The sequence below is a fragment of the Luteibacter sp. TLI7-4A genome (genome assembly GCF_056754745.1).
In genome coordinates this window covers 1,866,500-1,880,100 of record NZ_JBPGWO010000001.1, presented here as the reverse complement: position 1 = coordinate 1,880,100, position 13,601 = coordinate 1,866,500, and the positions used below count along the sequence as shown (strand labels likewise).

Sequence of the window (13,601 nt, the reverse complement as noted above, 5' to 3'; positions counted from 1 at the left end):
GGCTTTCCATGAGCGACAACGAACTTCCTTTCGCCTTCGGCGTGCCGCCGCTGCGTGCCCGTTTGCGCTCGACGCCCGAGGATTTCTTCGTCGAGGAAATCCTCGGCTACGAGGCCGATGGCACCGGCGAACACGCCTTCCTCGTCGTGGAGAAGCGCGGCGCGAACACGGACTGGGTGGCGCGCGAGTTGGCGAAGTTCGCCGGTACCGCGCCGATGAACGTGGGCTACGCGGGCATGAAGGATCGCCACGCGGTGACCCGGCAGGTGTTCACGGTGCAGCTGCCGGGCAAGGCCGACCCGGACTGGTCGGCGTTTCCGCATGCCGACGTGACGATCCGTCCGCTGGGCCGGCATTCGCGCAAGATCAAGCGGGGTGCGCTGCGCGGCAATCGCTTCGTCCTCGTGTTGCGCGATATCGAAGGCGATCGCGCCGCCGCCGACGAGCGGCTGGGCGAGATCGGCCGGCGCGGCGTGCCGAATTATTTCGGTGAGCAGCGCTTCGGTCTTGGCGGCAACAACGTCGCGCAGGCGCGGGCCATGTTCGGCGGCCGCCGCGTCGATCGCGACAAGCGGTCGATCCTGCTCTCGGCGGCGCGCTCGCATATCTTCAATGGCGTGCTCGCGGAGCGCGTGGCCGCCGGTTGCTGGGATGCGCCGATGGATGGCGAGATATGGTCGCTGGAAGGCTCACGCTCATGGTTCGGCCCCGAGCCGTTCGACGATGCGCTGGCGGAACGGCTGGCGCGGTTCGACATCCATCCGTCCGGGCCCCTGTGGGGCCGTGGCGAAACGCCTGCCTCGGCCGCGGCGGGGGAGTTGGAGCGCGCGGTGGCGGCGCGCGATGAGGACCTGGCCAAGGGGCTCGCCGACGCGCGGATGGACCAGGAGCGGAGGCCCTTGCGCCTGCAACCGCGCGAGTTCTCGTGGCGTTGGCTCGAAGACGGAGCGCTGGAGGTTTCCTTCGGGCTTCCCGCCGGGGCTTATGCCACCACGGTGGTCCGCGAAGTCGCGGCGACCCTGTAGCCGTCGCCGACAAGGTCGGCTCCCATAGGGGAAGCCATCGCCGCTGAAGCGGCTCCCACGACGGCGAAACGTGCCGTTATCGAGGATGGATGATCCTGGCGGCAGGATGAGTGGACCTGTGGGAGGATGAGTGGACCGGTGGGAGCCGACTTGTCGGCGATCCCGCGGCAGCGGGCCAGGACGAGGCAAACACCCGTCACCCTTTCAACAAGACGACGACCGCCCCCGTGCCACCCTGCATCGGCCGCGCCGAGGCGAACGCCACCACGTCATCCCTTCGTCGCAGCAATCGATCGGTCAGTCCCTTCAACACCGGCCCGGCCGCCTTCGAGCGCAGGCCCTTGCCGTGAATGATGCGCACGCAGCGCACCCCGTCGCGACGGCATTCGGCGAGGAACTCCGCGATCGTCAGCTGCGCCGCCGCCACGTTCATCTGGTGCAGGTCGACATCGGCCTGGATGCTGAACTGCCCGCGCTTGAGCTGCTTCAGGAGCTTCGGCGGATAGCCGTCACGCAAGTACGACAGTTCTTCGCCGACCTCGAGGTCGGCGGGGTCATAGTCGAACAGCAGGGAATCGGCGGGCACGGCCGCCTCGTCGGCATCGCGCATGTGCGGATGCGGCTCCGGCCTCGGGCGGTCGGGCACGGCTTCGACGGGCGTCATGGGGCGAACGTCGCCGATCGCCTCGCGAAAGAGACGGCTATCGTCGTCATGTACCGTCGAAGGGCGTCGCTTCATGGCTCCCATCCTAGCGGGCTTTCGTGAATCCGGCTGCCCGGTCCGGTAGACTTGGACAGTCGGGCGGCTTTCCTGAGGTGGGGCCGCCGCACCCGTTTTTCGATCTGGATCAGCATGCAAGTTCTGGTTAGCAACGACGACGGCGTGGAGGCCCCTGGCATCCAGGTGCTGGCCGGGCGTCTGGCCGAGTTCGGTACGGTGACGGTGGTGGCGCCGGACCGCGACCGATCCGGCGCGAGCAATTCGCTCACCCTCGATGCGCCCATCCGCGTGCAGCGACTGGACAACGGCGCCTATCGCGTGGCCGGCACGCCCACCGACTGCGTTCATCTCGCGCTGTCCGGTCTGCTCGATCATGAAACGGACATCGTGGTGTCCGGCATCAACAACGTCGCCAACCTCGGTGACGACGTGATCTATTCGGGTACCGTGTCGGCCGCGATGGAAGGACGTTTCCTCGGGCTTCCCGCGATCGCCGTGTCGCTGGTGACGCAGGAGGGTTCGGGTCGCCACTTCCATGCCGCGGCGAACGCCGTGCTCATGCTGGTGCGTCGCCTGGTCGTCGACCCGCTGCCGGCGGACACGATCCTCAACGTGAACGTGCCCGACCTGCCTTGGGAGCAGATCCGCGGGTTCGAAGTCACCCGGCTCGGCAAGCGCCACCGGTCGGCGCCCGCGATCCGCACCACCGACCCGCGCGGCCGCGCGATGTGGTGGATCGGCCCGCCGGGCGAGATCGAAGACGATGGTCCCGGTACGGATTTCGATGCCGTCCGCCGCGGTTATGTCTCGGTCACGCCGATCCATACCGACCTCACGCGCTTCCAGGCGCTGGAGAAAGTCAGCAGCTGGGCACTTTCGCTGTCGTCGGCCATGGACAACGAGGAGGCGGCCTGAGGTGGTGAACCTGCATGCACTTCCGCCTTCCGCGCTGCGCGGCGAGGGGATGACTTCCCAGCGCGCACGCGATCGACTGGTGGCGAAGCTCGCCGAGGAGGGCATTCGCGACGAGCGCGTGCTCGAGGTGATCCGCCAGCTGCCGCGCCATCATTTCATCGACCAGGCGTTGCACAGCCGTGCCTACGAGAACACCGCGCTGCCGATCGGTCATGGCCAGACCATCTCGCAACCCTGGATCGTCGCGAGGATGACCGAGGCGCTGATCGAGCACGGCGTGCCCGATCGCGTGCTCGAAATCGGCACGGGTTCCGGTTACCAGGCCGCCGTGCTCGCCGGCATCGTGCCCACGGTCTACACGGTGGAGCGCATCGAGGAACTACTGCGCCAGGCACGGCGGCGTTTCCGCCAGCTGGGCATCGAGAACCTGCGGTCGCGACACGACGACGGCAAGCTCGGCTGGGAATCGGAGGCACCGTTCGAAGGCATCATCCTCACGGCGGCCGGCGATCGCATTCCGTCGAAACTGCTCGACCAGTTGAAGCCGGGTGGTGTGCTGGTGGCGCCCGTGGGCAGCCCCAGCCAGCAGATGCTCGTGCGCCTGCGCAAGGACGAGCACGGCGCCGTGATCCGCGAGGACCTGGGCGCCGTGAGTTTCGTGCCGCTTCTCGGCGGCATCGGTTGATGCGTTCCCATCACAAGGAAACCCGCTGAATGCGGATGTTCGCTTCGCTCTACGAGCGCGCCATCGTCTGGGCGCGCCACCGCCATGCGGTTCGCTATCTCGCCGGACTCTCCTTCGTCGAAGCCTTCATCTTTCCCGTGATGCCGGAAATCATGCTGGCACCGATGATGCTCGCCGAGCCACGCAAGGCGTTCCGTTTCGCCAACTGGAGCCTGCTGTTCTCGTTGCTGGGCTCGCTGGTGGGGTATGCCCTCGGCCATTTCGCTTACGAGGCGCTGAAGCCGTTGCTGGAATCGCTGCATCTGCTCGCGCCGATCCAGACGGGCGTGGCCAGCCTTCAGAAAGACATGCAGGCGCATTCGCTGGGCCTGTACATCGTCCTGGCCATGGCCGCCCTGCAACCGGTGGTGCCGATGAAATTCGTCACCTGGGCCTCGGGTATCGTCGGCGTGCCGGTGTTGCCGTTCCTCATCTGCATGATGATCGGCCGTGGCAAGCGCGTCTGGCTGCTGGCCCTGCTGGTCCGCCTGTTCGGTGAACGTGCGGAACAGATGCTGCGCAAACACATCGAATGGATAGGATGGGCTGTTATCGTAGCGATCATCCTCCTGGCTGCCTGGTGGTTCCTGTTGAGATGAGTGACCGTGAAGGGAAGTCCGCGATGCTCATGATCCGTCCGCTCGCGCTGGCCGCCGTGTTGGCCGCGGGCTTCATGCTTTCCGGATGCGACGTCACTCGCAGCTCGGTCGTCGTCACGCGCAGCCCGGGCAGCACCTACGCCCCCGCGCGGGCCGCCACGCCGGCACCTCCGCCGGGCGGCAGCTACCGGGTCGCCAAGGGCGACACGCTGTACAGCATCGCCTTCCGCAACAAGGTGGATTTCCGCGACCTGGCCAGCTGGAACGGCATCGCTTCGCCCTACACGATCTGGCCAGGTCAGGACCTGCGCCTTTCCCCACCGGGACACGAGGACAAGCCGGCGCCTTCACACGCCGCCCCCGTGGTCGCCGCGCCACCACCGGCACCGGCCGGGCGTCCCGCGCCGGCGCCAGCGGGTCAGGCGGTACAGCCGCCGGCCGCGACCCAACCGCCGCCGGCCCACGTGGCCGATACCGGGGCCGCCTTGCCACCGGCGGTCCCCGCGCCCGCGACCACGACGAACACCCCTGTCGTCATCGCGGGCAAGCCCGCGGAATCGCTGGTTCCCACGCCGCCACCACCGAGCGCTCCGGTGACGCAGCCGCCCGCGCCCGTCGAAAACCCGCCGGCCTCGACACCCATCGTGACCAGCGGGGCCACGCGCAATGCGGGCGGGATCAGCTGGCGCTGGCCGGCCGACGGTGCCATGTTGAAGAAATTCTCATCCAGCGATGCCATCCCTGGCATCGAGGTCGGGGGCAAGGCGGGCGATCCGGTCCGCGCCGCCGCCGATGGCGTCGTGGTGTACAGCGGCAACGGCCTGGTCGGCTACGGCGAACTCGTCATCATCAAGCACAGCGACAGCTTCCTTTCCGCCTATGGGCATAACCGCAAGCGCCTGGTGAAGGAAGGCGAGAAGGTGAAGGCCGGGCAGAGCGTGGCGGAGATGGGTTCCACCGGGGCCACGCGTGACGAGCTGCAATTCCAGATACGCCGCGACGGCAATCCGGTCGATCCGCTGCAGTACCTGCCGCCGCGCTAGGCATCGGTATCGGGCTCCCGTGGGAGCCGCTTCAGCGGCGATGGGTGCTGGCCTTCGCCTGGCCCGCTGCCGCGGGATCGCCGACAGGCTCCCACACCGAGGAGCGTCCGTCACTGGAGTGGCTCTTATGGTTTCAGCCGCCGCTCCGAGGTCAGCCGCCGCGCTTGCGCCTTGCTTCGAACGCCTGGAGGTGCACGAAGGCCACTTCCAGCATGGGTGCGTGGACACCGGCATCGCGGGCGCGCCGCAGCATGTCGCCGACGATGTGGTCGGACTCGATACGCTGGCCGGATTCCAGGTCGCGCAGCATCGATGCGGTCAGCGGCGAGCCCTCCTGCGTCAGCGTCTTCCAGGCGAACGATCGCGCGTTGTCCGGCACCGGGTGGCCTGACGCACGGGCCACGGCCAGGCACTCCTCGTACATCCGCTCGGTGAGGTGGCGGCCGTCGTCGGTGGCCACGATGTCGCCCACGCTGGCGCGGAACAGGCAGGTGGCGCCCGCGAGCGTAGCCAGGAAGGAGAACTTGGCCCAGAGGTCGCGCTGGATGTCGGTGGAATGGGTGTGGTCGACCTTCGCCGCGGCGAAGACGGCGGCGATGGCCTCGCAACGATCGCCGTGCTGCCGGCCGTCGCGCTCGCCGAAGGTGATCGAGGCGCCATTGCCCAGATGGAGGATCTCGCCTTCCGGGCCTTTCGCCGCACTGATGACGCAGAGGCCGCCGATGAGCTTGTCGGGCCCGAACCGCTTGTCGAGCACCGGGTAGTGGGCCAGGCCGTTGAGGATGGGCAGGATCGCGGTCGTGTCGCCCACGGCCGGATCGATCGCCTCGATGGCCGAGTGCAGGTCGTAGGCCTTGCAGGACAGCAGGACGAGATCGAAGGCCCCTGCGCCGGTCACGCTGTCGGCGGTGACGTGGTCGACCCGTACCGTGGCGTCGCCAAAGGGGCTGCGGATCACCAGCCCCTTCTCGTCCAGCGTCCTGGCCCGTTCGGGACGGACGAGAAAGGTGACGTCGGCGCCTGCCTGGGCCAGGCGGCCACCGAAGTAGCCGCCGGTGCCACCGGCTCCAAGAACGAGGATGCGCATGGGGATCCCTCAGGGGAGGATGAACGCCGCGACCACGCGCCGGCCTTCGCCCGCGAGCAGGCTGTAGGTCCGCGCCGCCGAACCGTTGGTCATCGCTTCGATACCGATGCCGCGGCGCAGGAAACCCGCCATCACCTCGCCCGGCGGGAAGACCTGGCGTTCGCCGGTGCCCAGCAGGACCAGCTCCGGCTCCAGGGCGACGATCTTCTCGACATCGGCCAGCGTGAGCCGGGAGGCATCGGTGGCGGTCCAGTCCTCGATGACCTCTTTCGGGGTCAGCAGGATGCTCTTGTGGAAGTCGCGGTCGACCACCGTGACCGTGTCGGCACCCACCCGGCGCACGAACAGGTACTCGCCGGGATGCTCGAACGACAGTTCCATGGGGGCTTACCGGGGCAGGGCCAGCTTCGGGTCCTGCTCGTTCCGGCGGAACAGGACGACGACGTGGCCGATTTCCTGGATCGTCTCCGATCCGGTCTGGCCGGTGAGGAAGGCGATCTGCGCCTGGCGCTCGTCCTTGTCACCCCCGGAGAGCTTCACCTTGACCAGCTCATGGATGTCGAGGGCCTGGGCCAGTTCCTTGGCGACCGCCTCGGTGGCGCCCTTGTTCCCCAGCAGGATGACGGGGCGGAGGTCGTGGGCGAGGCTGCGCAGGTAGCGGCGCTGTGTAGGGGAAAGCGACATTGCGTTCAGGTTCGATGTGCGGCTGACAGGCGTCAAAGGGTATCATGCACGACCTGCACCTTACTTATTGTTGGTCGAAAGCCCATGGCACGCAGCAAGAGCAGTTCCCGTTGGCTGCGGGAGCATTTCGACGATCCCTACGTCAAGAAGGCCCAGGCCGAGGGGCTTCGCTCCCGTGCCGTCTTCAAGCTCGAAGAGCTGATCGACCGCGATCGCCTGCTGAAGCCCGGCATGACCGTCGTCGACCTCGGCGCCGCTCCCGGCGGCTGGTCGCAGCTGGCGCGGCAGCGCATGGGCGACACGGGCACGGTCATCGCCCTGGACATCCTGCCCATGGCGGGCCTCGCCGGCGTGGACTTCATGCAGGGCGATTTCCGCGAGGAATCGGTCCTTCGCGAACTCGAAAGCAAGCTGGAAGGCCAGAAGGTCGATCTTGTCCTCTCGGACATGGCCCCCAATATGTCCGGTGTGGCACTCGCCGACCAGATCCGCGCCATGGACCTGTGCGACCTCGCCCGGCAGTTCAGCCTCGATTGGCTGAAACCCGGAGGGTCGTTCCTGGTGAAACTGTTCCAGGGGGCAGGGTTCGACGAGTACCTGAAGAACTTGCGCGCGGACTTCAGTCGCGTGACGATGCGTAAACCGAAGGCCTCCCGCGCACGTTCGCGAGAGGTCTATGCGCTGGCGACCGGCCTCAAGTCCGCGTCCCGGCAACCTGGCGAGAACCGCGCATGAATGAGATGGCGAAAAACCTGTTGCTCTGGCTGATCATCGCGGTGGTCCTGCTGACCGTGTTCCAGACGTTCAACCCGCGCGGCGGATCGTCGCAGGACATGTCCTACACGACCTTCGCCCAGCAGATCGACAACGGCAACGTGGCGAGCGGCACGATCACCTCGACCGCCCCGCCGACCATTACCGGCAAGTTGAAGGACGGCGGCTCCTACCGCACCGTGGTGCCGGTCGTGGGCCTGTCCACGAGCGACCTGGTCAAGCAGATGCGCGACAAGGGCGTCGAGCTTCGCCAGGAGCCGGCCGACAATGGCTTCTCGTTGCTCGGCCTGCTGTTCAACTGGCTGCCGATCATCATCTTCGTGGCCGTGCTGATCTGGTTCATGCGCCAGATGCAGGCGGGTTCGGGTGGCCGTGGCGCCATGAGCTTCGGCCGCTCGCGCGCCAAGCTGCAAGGCGAGGACCAGGTGAAGGTCAATTTCGGTGACGTCGCCGGTTGCGACGAAGCCAAGGAAGAAGTCAGCGAGCTGGTGGAATTCCTGCGCGATCCCGGCAAGTTCCAGAAGCTGGGCGGCAAGATCCCGCGTGGCGTGCTGATGGTCGGTCCGCCGGGTACCGGCAAGACCCTGCTCGCCAAGGCGATCGCGGGCGAGGCCAAGGTGCCGTTCTTCTCGATCTCCGGCTCCGACTTCGTCGAGATGTTCGTCGGCGTCGGTGCCAGCCGCGTCCGCGACATGTTCGAGCAGGCGAAGAAGCACGCGCCGTGCATCATCTTCATCGACGAGATCGACGCGGTCGGCCGCCATCGCGGCGCCGGCATGGGCGGCGGTCACGACGAGCGCGAGCAGACGCTCAACCAGCTGCTGGTCGAGATGGATGGATTCGAAGGCACCGAAGGCATCATCGTCATCGCCGCCACCAACCGTCCCGACGTGCTCGATCCGGCGCTGCTGCGTCCGGGCCGTTTCGACCGCCAGGTGGTCGTGGGCCTGCCGGACGTGAAGGGCCGTGAGCAGATCCTCAAGGTGCACATGCGCAAGGTGCCGACCGCGGCCGATGTCGAGGCGATGGTCATCGCGCGCGGCACGCCGGGCTTCTCCGGCGCGGATCTCGCCAACCTCGTCAACGAGGCGGCCTTGTTCGCCGCCCGCGAGAACGCGCGCGAAGTGCGCATGAGCCATCTCGATCGCGCACGCGACAAGATCCTCATGGGCTCCGAGCGCCGCTCGATGGCGATGAACGACGAAGAGAAGCGTCTCACCGCCTACCACGAAGCCGGCCACGCGATCATCGGCCGTCTCGTGCCCGAGCACGATCCGGTCTACAAGGTCACGATCATTCCACGCGGCCGCGCCCTCGGCGTGACGATGTACCTGCCGGAAGGCGACCGGTACAGCATCAACAAGGTCGCGATCGAATCGCAGCTGTGCTCGCTGTACGGCGGTCGCGTCGCCGAGGAACTCATCTTCGGCCACGACAAGGTCACCACGGGTGCTTCCAACGACATCGAGCGCGCGACGAAGATGGCGCGCAACATGGCGACCAAGTGGGGCTTGTCCGACGAACTCGGGCCGGTGACTTATGGCGAGGAAGAAGACGAGGTCTTCATCGGTCGCTCGGTCACGCAGCACAAGAGCGTGTCCAACGAGACCGCGCGCAAGATCGATGAAGTGGTGCGCACCATCCTCGACCGCGCTTATGCGCGCAGCAAGGAGCTGCTCACCACCAATATCGACAAGCTGCACGTGATGGCCGAGGCGCTGCTGCAGTACGAGACGATCGACGCTCGCCAGATCGACGACATCATGAACGATCGCGAGCCGGGCCCGCCGGCCGACTGGCAGAAGCCGGGTTCGACGCCGCCGCCTCCGCCGCCCCGTGGCGACGCCGGCTCCGCGCCGGACAAGGTCGGCAAGCCGGCCACGCAGCTGTAAAGGGAAGGGCGGCCAAGGCCGCCCTTCCTTCGTTCGGACGGCTATTTACAGCGACTGTTACGAATCCGAGAAAAAAAGATGCATAAAAGTGTTGACGGGTGCGTCCGATATCTGAATAATTCCGCTTCTCGGCACGGCGCTAACGCTTCACGGCGATAGTCACCGGGTCTAAAGTTTCAAGTGTGCGCCCGTAGCTCAGCTGGATAGAGTACCAGGCTACGAACTTGGTGGTCGGGAGTTCGAATCTCTCCGGGCGCACCATTTTTTAAGCAGCAAAGCCGTCGCCTTCGTGCAACGGTCGCGGTAGTTGAAAGTGTGGTGTGTTCATACAGATTGACGGGCTTGAGTTTGACCCGTAACATTTGAAGGCTTCACCCCGGTAAATCGGGATAGTGCTTTAAGTTTCGGGGTATAGCTCAGTCTGGTAGAGCGCCAGCTTTGGGAGCTGGATGTCGGGGGTTCGAATCCCTCTGCCCCGACCAGTTGGCGTTCTACATACAGTGCCTGCGCCTGTAGCTCAATCGGATAGAGCATCGGCCTTCTAAGCCGACGGTTGCAGGTTCGATTCCTGTCGGGCGCGCCAAATGGTGTTTTATGGTGGGCGTAGCTCAGCTGGTTAGAGTACCGGATTGTGATTCCGGATGTCGTGGGTTCGAGTCCCATCGTCCACCCCACTTACAACGTAGCTGCAAGTTTTAACGGGCCGTTAGCTCAGTTGGTAGAGCAGTTGACTCTTAATCAATTGGTCGTAAGTTCGAATCTTACACGGCCCACCAATTCAAGACGCCGGTAGCTCCCGCTACCGGCGTTTTCTTTTAGAATGGCTCGCTGCGCGAGAGTGGCGGAATTGGTAGACGCACCAGATTTAGGTTCTGACGGGGCAACCCGTGCGGGTTCGAGTCCCGCCTCTCGCACCATCCTGTTTCCCCTTGAATCAGATGCTTGGGGGTTGCAGCATCGTAAGGGTTACGTCTGATGCGGCTTTCTCTGTCCCGTAACGATTAACTCCTCGTAAGCGAGGTGCCGCGCATCAAAAAACCGCCTGTGCGGCGGGTTTCGTCGAGGATGCGCAGGTAGCGGCCAGGGCGCTACAGGACGCCCATGAGCTTCACGAAGCCGACGGTGGCAGCAAACAGGCCAGCAGTCGCGACGAAGGGATACCAGCGCGCTTCCGAGTTGATTTTCGCGGTCTCCGCCATGAGCTTGCCAATCTCGGCGCGGACTTTTGGTTATTTGTCGCCGAGTCTTCCGCGCTAGCCCCTTGTTGCCACGAACAGCCCCAGCGCGATCATGACGACGCCCGATACGCGGGACAGCAGGTGTTCTCGCCGCGCCTTGGCGTCCGATGCGAGGAAGCGGCTGGCGGCGAACACCGCGACCAGGTCGGCACTGGTGTTGAGCAGCACGCAGATCGAACCCAGCAGGATGAACTGCGGTGCGAAAGCATGTGCCGGCGAGACGAACTGCGGTATGAAAGCGATGAAGAACATGGCGGTCTTCACGTTCAGCGCTTCGACGACGATGCCGTCCCTGAAGGCTTTTTTCGCTCCGGCTCGGGCCAGGTGAGGCACGTCGGTGGCCTTCGGTCGCGCGAGCAGTATCTTCAGGCCCAGGTAAAGCAGGTAGGCCGCTCCCAGGTATTTGATCGCGGAGTACAGGACGGGCGATTCCGCGACGAGCAGGGACAACCCCAGCGCCGACAGCACGACGTGCACCATGCCGCCGCCGGCCGTTCCCACCGATGACGCGATGCCCTCTGCCCGGCCACCCGCCACCGTGCGGGCCACCACGTAAGCGATGCCTGGACCGGGCACGATCGCGAGGGTCGTCGCGGCAAGCAGGAACGATATCGAAGGGAGCATGACTGAGGCCGTCGCTGGGTTAATATATTGACCGTAAAGTTCAAGGTAATGACTAATGACCACAAAAGTCAATATATCGACCGCTCCGGATGCGGGCCTGGATGGAATCAGCGCGGCGCTGTCGACACGGATGAAGGCGCTTCGAGCGAACGCGGGGCTGACGCTCGATGGCCTTTCCAAACGCTCAGGCGTGAGCAAGGGCATGCTGGTGGAGATCGAGAAGGGGACCGCCAACCCGAGCATCGGCACGCTGTGCAAGGTCGCCGCGGCTTTCGGCGTGTCGGTCGCCGACATCGTCAGCGTCGCCCAGGCGTCGCCCGTCCGCCGTGTCGCCAGCGGCGATATTCCCACTCTGTGGACGGGAAGCGAGGGGGGTAGCGCGCGGTTGCTTGCCGGTACCTCGGGCCCCGACATGATCGAACTCTGGCGCTGGGTCATGCGCCCCGGTGAATCCTACGAGTCGCACGGGCACCCCACGGGAACGATGGAGTTGTTCCATGTGGAGAAGGGCGAACTTCACCTCGTCGTGGGTGACACGACGATCATGCTGCCGAAAGGCGACTCCGCGATCGCCCGCACCGACGTGCCGCACCGTTATGCGAACGAGGGAAGGACCGAACTCGTCTTCACGATGACGGTCGCGGAACTGCATCGACGCTAGCCGCCGACACACGCGACGACGATCAGAGCTTGATCAGGGTCGCGTCGATCAGGCGGTAGTCGGTATCGTTCACGCGTGTCCTTGCCATGAGTGTCCATGGAAAGACATTGTACACGCGCGATTCGAGGGGGATTTTCCGGCCAGGCCCGTTCGCGCGCGCGACTGCTCTATAGCGCGATCACGCCCCGACGCGCCGCGCGACGACCGTTCCCAGGACCGCCAGCACGACCGTGATAGCGAAATTCGCGGCGAACGCCGCGGTGTGCGAAACATCGAGCAAGGCGCCGAACAACGAGCCGCCGATCGCCAGCGTGGTCGCCACCATCAACGATTCGCATAGTTGCAACGCGGAACTGTTCGCACCTTGTTCGTGCTCGGCGGACATCGACAAGGCGAGCACGGCGACGGTGCCGTAGAGCATGCCCATGCCGAGGCCCGTCAGCAGCCAACCCGCGACGGAAGCGATGACCGGCATCCAGGCGAACGTGCTGAGCGACGCGACGATCACGCCGGTCACCATCAGGACGGTGCCGCGATTCAGCAGCGCCTGTCGCGAGATCTTCGCGTAATGACCCTGGTACCACGAACCCGAGAACCAGCCGATCGCGCCCACGCTGATGGCAATGCCCGCCCACATCGGCGACAGCCCGTGTTCGCTCGAAAAGGCCAGCGGCAGGAAGGCCTCGGTGCCGAAGAACGCGGAGGCGGCGACGCCACGCAGGGCGACCACGGCGGGCAGGCCGCGCGCCCCTCGCAAGGTGCCCGGCGGAAGCAGGCGTCGCCCGCAGAAATACAGCAACGCGATGGCTGGCGCGAACGACGCGACGGCGAGCCAGCCCTGTTCCTGCCCGGCGACGAACAGCAGGCAGACGCCGAGGGAGGCGCCGACCGCGTTCATCATCCGCCCGGGTGTTTCGCCGACGATGCCCGAGGGCTTGCCCAGGGAACGCAGCGCGCCCCGCAACCCCGCCGCGGCGGGAATCGCCAGCAGCGGCACGCCGAGGAAGACCCAGCGCCAGCCGACATGCTCGACGATGGCGCCGCTCACGGCGGGACCGATCAGCGCCGGCACGACCCAGCCGGCCGAGAATGAGGCGAATACCTTCGGTCTCAGCGATTCCGGATACAGTCGGCCCACGATCACGTAAAGGGCGGGCGAGAGACAGCCGGCGCCGAGGCCCTGGATCAGGCGACCGACCAGCAAGGTGGGCATGTCGTGGGCGAAGCCGGCGATGAGCAGGCCCACGACGAAGCCCGCCAGGCCGGTCCACATGGCCGGGGCGGGGCCCCGGCGGTCGCTCCAGCGCCCGGACAAGGTCATGCCGATGACGCTGGTGGCCAGGACACCGCCGAAGGCGAGGGCGTACGCCTTCAATCCGTCGAGGTCGCGCGCCACCGTGGGCATGGCCGTGGTGACCGCCAGGGCCTCGAAGGCGATCAGGGATATGAGGGCGACCATGCCGATGGTGGCCGCCCGGTAGGGAGGGGCGAGGATGCCGGGCGTGTGGGGTGGCGCTCCGGTGGCGCTCAAGATGTCTGGATCCGACGTACCCACGTTCATTCTGCTTCCTTGGGGAAAGGGGAGTTTCGCACGCTTGCGTGCCTGGCCCGGGA

General features: G+C 66.0%; 14 protein-coding genes and 6 tRNA genes. 14 read left to right on the top strand and 6 right to left on the bottom strand.

Annotated features, from left to right (window positions below; translation table 11 throughout):
* Positions 1 to 8: 8 nt before the first annotated feature.
* Positions 9 to 1,025 (top strand): tRNA pseudouridine(13) synthase TruD, encoded by a 1,017-nt coding sequence (truD, locus tag ACR9Y6_RS08255; protein ID WP_481280855.1) that lies wholly within the window; start codon positions 9 to 11, stop codon positions 1,023 to 1,025.
* 196 nt (positions 1,026 to 1,221) lie between these two features.
* On the opposite strand, the gene ACR9Y6_RS08250 is transcribed toward truD, so the two are convergent.
* The gene (locus ACR9Y6_RS08250) at positions 1,222 to 1,764 is read right to left on the bottom strand and encodes a Smr/MutS family protein (RefSeq protein WP_481280854.1); all 543 of its coding nucleotides are present in this window, start codon (positions 1,762 to 1,764) and stop codon (positions 1,222 to 1,224) included.
* A gap of 114 nt (positions 1,765 to 1,878) precedes the next feature.
* On the opposite strand from ACR9Y6_RS08250, the gene surE reads away from it, so the two are divergent.
* From surE to ACR9Y6_RS08230, 4 genes are read left to right on the top strand one after another with little or no spacing between them, the layout of a single operon-like run.
* Positions 1,879 to 2,661, top strand: coding sequence for a 5'/3'-nucleotidase SurE (gene surE, locus ACR9Y6_RS08245; protein ID WP_481280853.1), 783 nt, complete (start codon positions 1,879 to 1,881; stop codon positions 2,659 to 2,661).
* Positions 2,662 to 2,710: 49 nt separating this feature from the next.
* Positions 2,711 to 3,346, top strand: coding sequence for a protein-L-isoaspartate(D-aspartate) O-methyltransferase (locus tag ACR9Y6_RS08240; protein WP_481280852.1), 636 nt, complete (start codon positions 2,711 to 2,713; stop codon positions 3,344 to 3,346).
* Between the two features lie 29 nt (positions 3,347 to 3,375).
* Complete coding sequence (locus ACR9Y6_RS08235) at positions 3,376 to 3,984, top strand: YqaA family protein (RefSeq protein WP_306847738.1); 609 nt, start codon at positions 3,376 to 3,378, stop codon at positions 3,982 to 3,984.
* Between the two features lie 23 nt (positions 3,985 to 4,007).
* Entirely contained in the window at positions 4,008 to 5,027 is a 1,020-nt protein-coding gene (locus tag ACR9Y6_RS08230) for a peptidoglycan DD-metalloendopeptidase family protein (RefSeq protein ID WP_481280851.1), read from the top strand.
* Between the two features lie 151 nt (positions 5,028 to 5,178).
* Here the strand turns inward: ACR9Y6_RS08230 and panE are convergent, their stop codons facing one another.
* Genes panE through ACR9Y6_RS08215 form a run of 3 tightly spaced genes read right to left on the bottom strand, consistent with a single transcriptional unit; the run spans position 5,179 to position 6,798 of the window.
* Complete coding sequence (gene panE / locus ACR9Y6_RS08225; protein ID WP_481282706.1) at positions 5,179 to 6,120, bottom strand: 2-dehydropantoate 2-reductase; 942 nt, start codon at positions 6,118 to 6,120, stop codon at positions 5,179 to 5,181.
* A gap of 3 nt (positions 6,121 to 6,123) precedes the next feature.
* Entirely contained in the window at positions 6,124 to 6,495 is a 372-nt protein-coding gene (locus ACR9Y6_RS08220; RefSeq protein ID WP_306847732.1) for an Mth938-like domain-containing protein, read from the bottom strand.
* 6 nt (positions 6,496 to 6,501) lie between these two features.
* Positions 6,502 to 6,798 carry a YhbY family RNA-binding protein gene (locus ACR9Y6_RS08215; RefSeq protein WP_306847730.1) on the bottom strand — a complete coding sequence of 99 codons (297 nt, stop codon included), beginning with the start codon at positions 6,796 to 6,798 and terminating at the stop codon, positions 6,502 to 6,504.
* An 84-nt stretch (positions 6,799 to 6,882) separates the two neighbouring features.
* On the opposite strand from ACR9Y6_RS08215, the gene rlmE reads away from it, so the two are divergent.
* The 8 genes from rlmE to ACR9Y6_RS08175 all read left to right on the top strand — a co-directional run bounded on the left by rlmE (position 6,883) and on the right by ACR9Y6_RS08175 (position 10,381).
* Positions 6,883 to 7,533 (top strand): 23S rRNA (uridine(2552)-2'-O)-methyltransferase RlmE, encoded by a 651-nt coding sequence (gene rlmE / locus ACR9Y6_RS08210; protein WP_371024668.1) that lies wholly within the window; start codon positions 6,883 to 6,885, stop codon positions 7,531 to 7,533.
* Positions 7,530 to 9,464 carry an ATP-dependent zinc metalloprotease FtsH gene (gene ftsH / locus ACR9Y6_RS08205; RefSeq protein ID WP_481280850.1) on the top strand — a complete coding sequence of 645 codons (1,935 nt, stop codon included), beginning with the start codon at positions 7,530 to 7,532 and terminating at the stop codon, positions 9,462 to 9,464. The genes rlmE and ftsH overlap by 4 nt, the downstream gene beginning before the upstream one ends.
* Positions 9,465 to 9,648: 184 nt before the next feature.
* Positions 9,649 to 9,725 (top strand) — tRNA-Arg (locus tag ACR9Y6_RS08200).
* A gap of 144 nt (positions 9,726 to 9,869) precedes the next feature.
* Positions 9,870 to 9,946 (top strand) — tRNA-Pro (locus ACR9Y6_RS08195).
* Between the two features lie 24 nt (positions 9,947 to 9,970).
* Positions 9,971 to 10,047 (top strand) — tRNA-Arg (locus tag ACR9Y6_RS08190).
* A 14-nt stretch (positions 10,048 to 10,061) separates the two neighbouring features.
* Positions 10,062 to 10,138, top strand: a tRNA-His gene (locus tag ACR9Y6_RS08185).
* Between the two features lie 26 nt (positions 10,139 to 10,164).
* Positions 10,165 to 10,240: transfer RNA gene (locus tag ACR9Y6_RS08180), tRNA-Lys, on the top strand.
* 56 nt (positions 10,241 to 10,296) lie between these two features.
* A tRNA-Leu gene (locus ACR9Y6_RS08175) sits at positions 10,297 to 10,381 on the top strand.
* Between the two features lie 336 nt (positions 10,382 to 10,717).
* On the opposite strand, the gene ACR9Y6_RS08170 is transcribed toward ACR9Y6_RS08175, so the two are convergent.
* On the bottom strand, positions 10,718 to 11,326 hold the full coding sequence (locus tag ACR9Y6_RS08170; protein WP_481280849.1) for a LysE family translocator: 609 nt from the start codon (positions 11,324 to 11,326) through the stop codon (positions 10,718 to 10,720).
* Between the two features lie 55 nt (positions 11,327 to 11,381).
* Between ACR9Y6_RS08170 and ACR9Y6_RS08165 the strand changes: the two genes are divergently transcribed.
* The gene (locus tag ACR9Y6_RS08165) at positions 11,382 to 11,987 is read left to right on the top strand and encodes an XRE family transcriptional regulator (protein ID WP_481280848.1); all 606 of its coding nucleotides are present in this window, start codon (positions 11,382 to 11,384) and stop codon (positions 11,985 to 11,987) included.
* A gap of 178 nt (positions 11,988 to 12,165) precedes the next feature.
* On the opposite strand, the gene ACR9Y6_RS08160 is transcribed toward ACR9Y6_RS08165, so the two are convergent.
* Positions 12,166 to 13,548 carry an MFS transporter gene (locus ACR9Y6_RS08160; protein WP_481280847.1) on the bottom strand — a complete coding sequence of 461 codons (1,383 nt, stop codon included), beginning with the start codon at positions 13,546 to 13,548 and terminating at the stop codon, positions 12,166 to 12,168.
* Between the last annotated feature and the right edge of the window lie 53 nt (positions 13,549 to 13,601).

Coding starts and splice junctions, on each gene's coding strand:
- ACR9Y6_RS08235 (WP_306847738.1), top strand. CDS start 3,376: ATGCGGATGTTCGCTTCGCTCTACGAGCGCGCCATCGTCTGGGCGCGC.
- ACR9Y6_RS08250 (WP_481280854.1), bottom strand. CDS start 1,764: ATGAAGCGACGCCCTTCGACGGTACATGACGACGATAGCCGTCTCTTT.
- rlmE (WP_371024668.1), top strand. CDS start 6,883: ATGGCACGCAGCAAGAGCAGTTCCCGTTGGCTGCGGGAGCATTTCGAC.
- ftsH (WP_481280850.1), top strand. CDS start 7,530: ATGAATGAGATGGCGAAAAACCTGTTGCTCTGGCTGATCATCGCGGTG.
- ACR9Y6_RS08240 (WP_481280852.1), top strand. CDS start 2,711: ATGACTTCCCAGCGCGCACGCGATCGACTGGTGGCGAAGCTCGCCGAG.
- ACR9Y6_RS08165 (WP_481280848.1), top strand. CDS start 11,382: ATGACCACAAAAGTCAATATATCGACCGCTCCGGATGCGGGCCTGGAT.
- ACR9Y6_RS08220 (WP_306847732.1), bottom strand. CDS start 6,495: ATGGAACTGTCGTTCGAGCATCCCGGCGAGTACCTGTTCGTGCGCCGG.
- ACR9Y6_RS08160 (WP_481280847.1), bottom strand. CDS start 13,548: ATGAACGTGGGTACGTCGGATCCAGACATCTTGAGCGCCACCGGAGCG.
- ACR9Y6_RS08215 (WP_306847730.1), bottom strand. CDS start 6,798: ATGTCGCTTTCCCCTACACAGCGCCGCTACCTGCGCAGCCTCGCCCAC.
- ACR9Y6_RS08230 (WP_481280851.1), top strand. CDS start 4,008: ATGCTCATGATCCGTCCGCTCGCGCTGGCCGCCGTGTTGGCCGCGGGC.
- ACR9Y6_RS08170 (WP_481280849.1), bottom strand. CDS start 11,326: ATGCTCCCTTCGATATCGTTCCTGCTTGCCGCGACGACCCTCGCGATC.
- surE (WP_481280853.1), top strand. CDS start 1,879: ATGCAAGTTCTGGTTAGCAACGACGACGGCGTGGAGGCCCCTGGCATC.
- truD (WP_481280855.1), top strand. CDS start 9: ATGAGCGACAACGAACTTCCTTTCGCCTTCGGCGTGCCGCCGCTGCGT.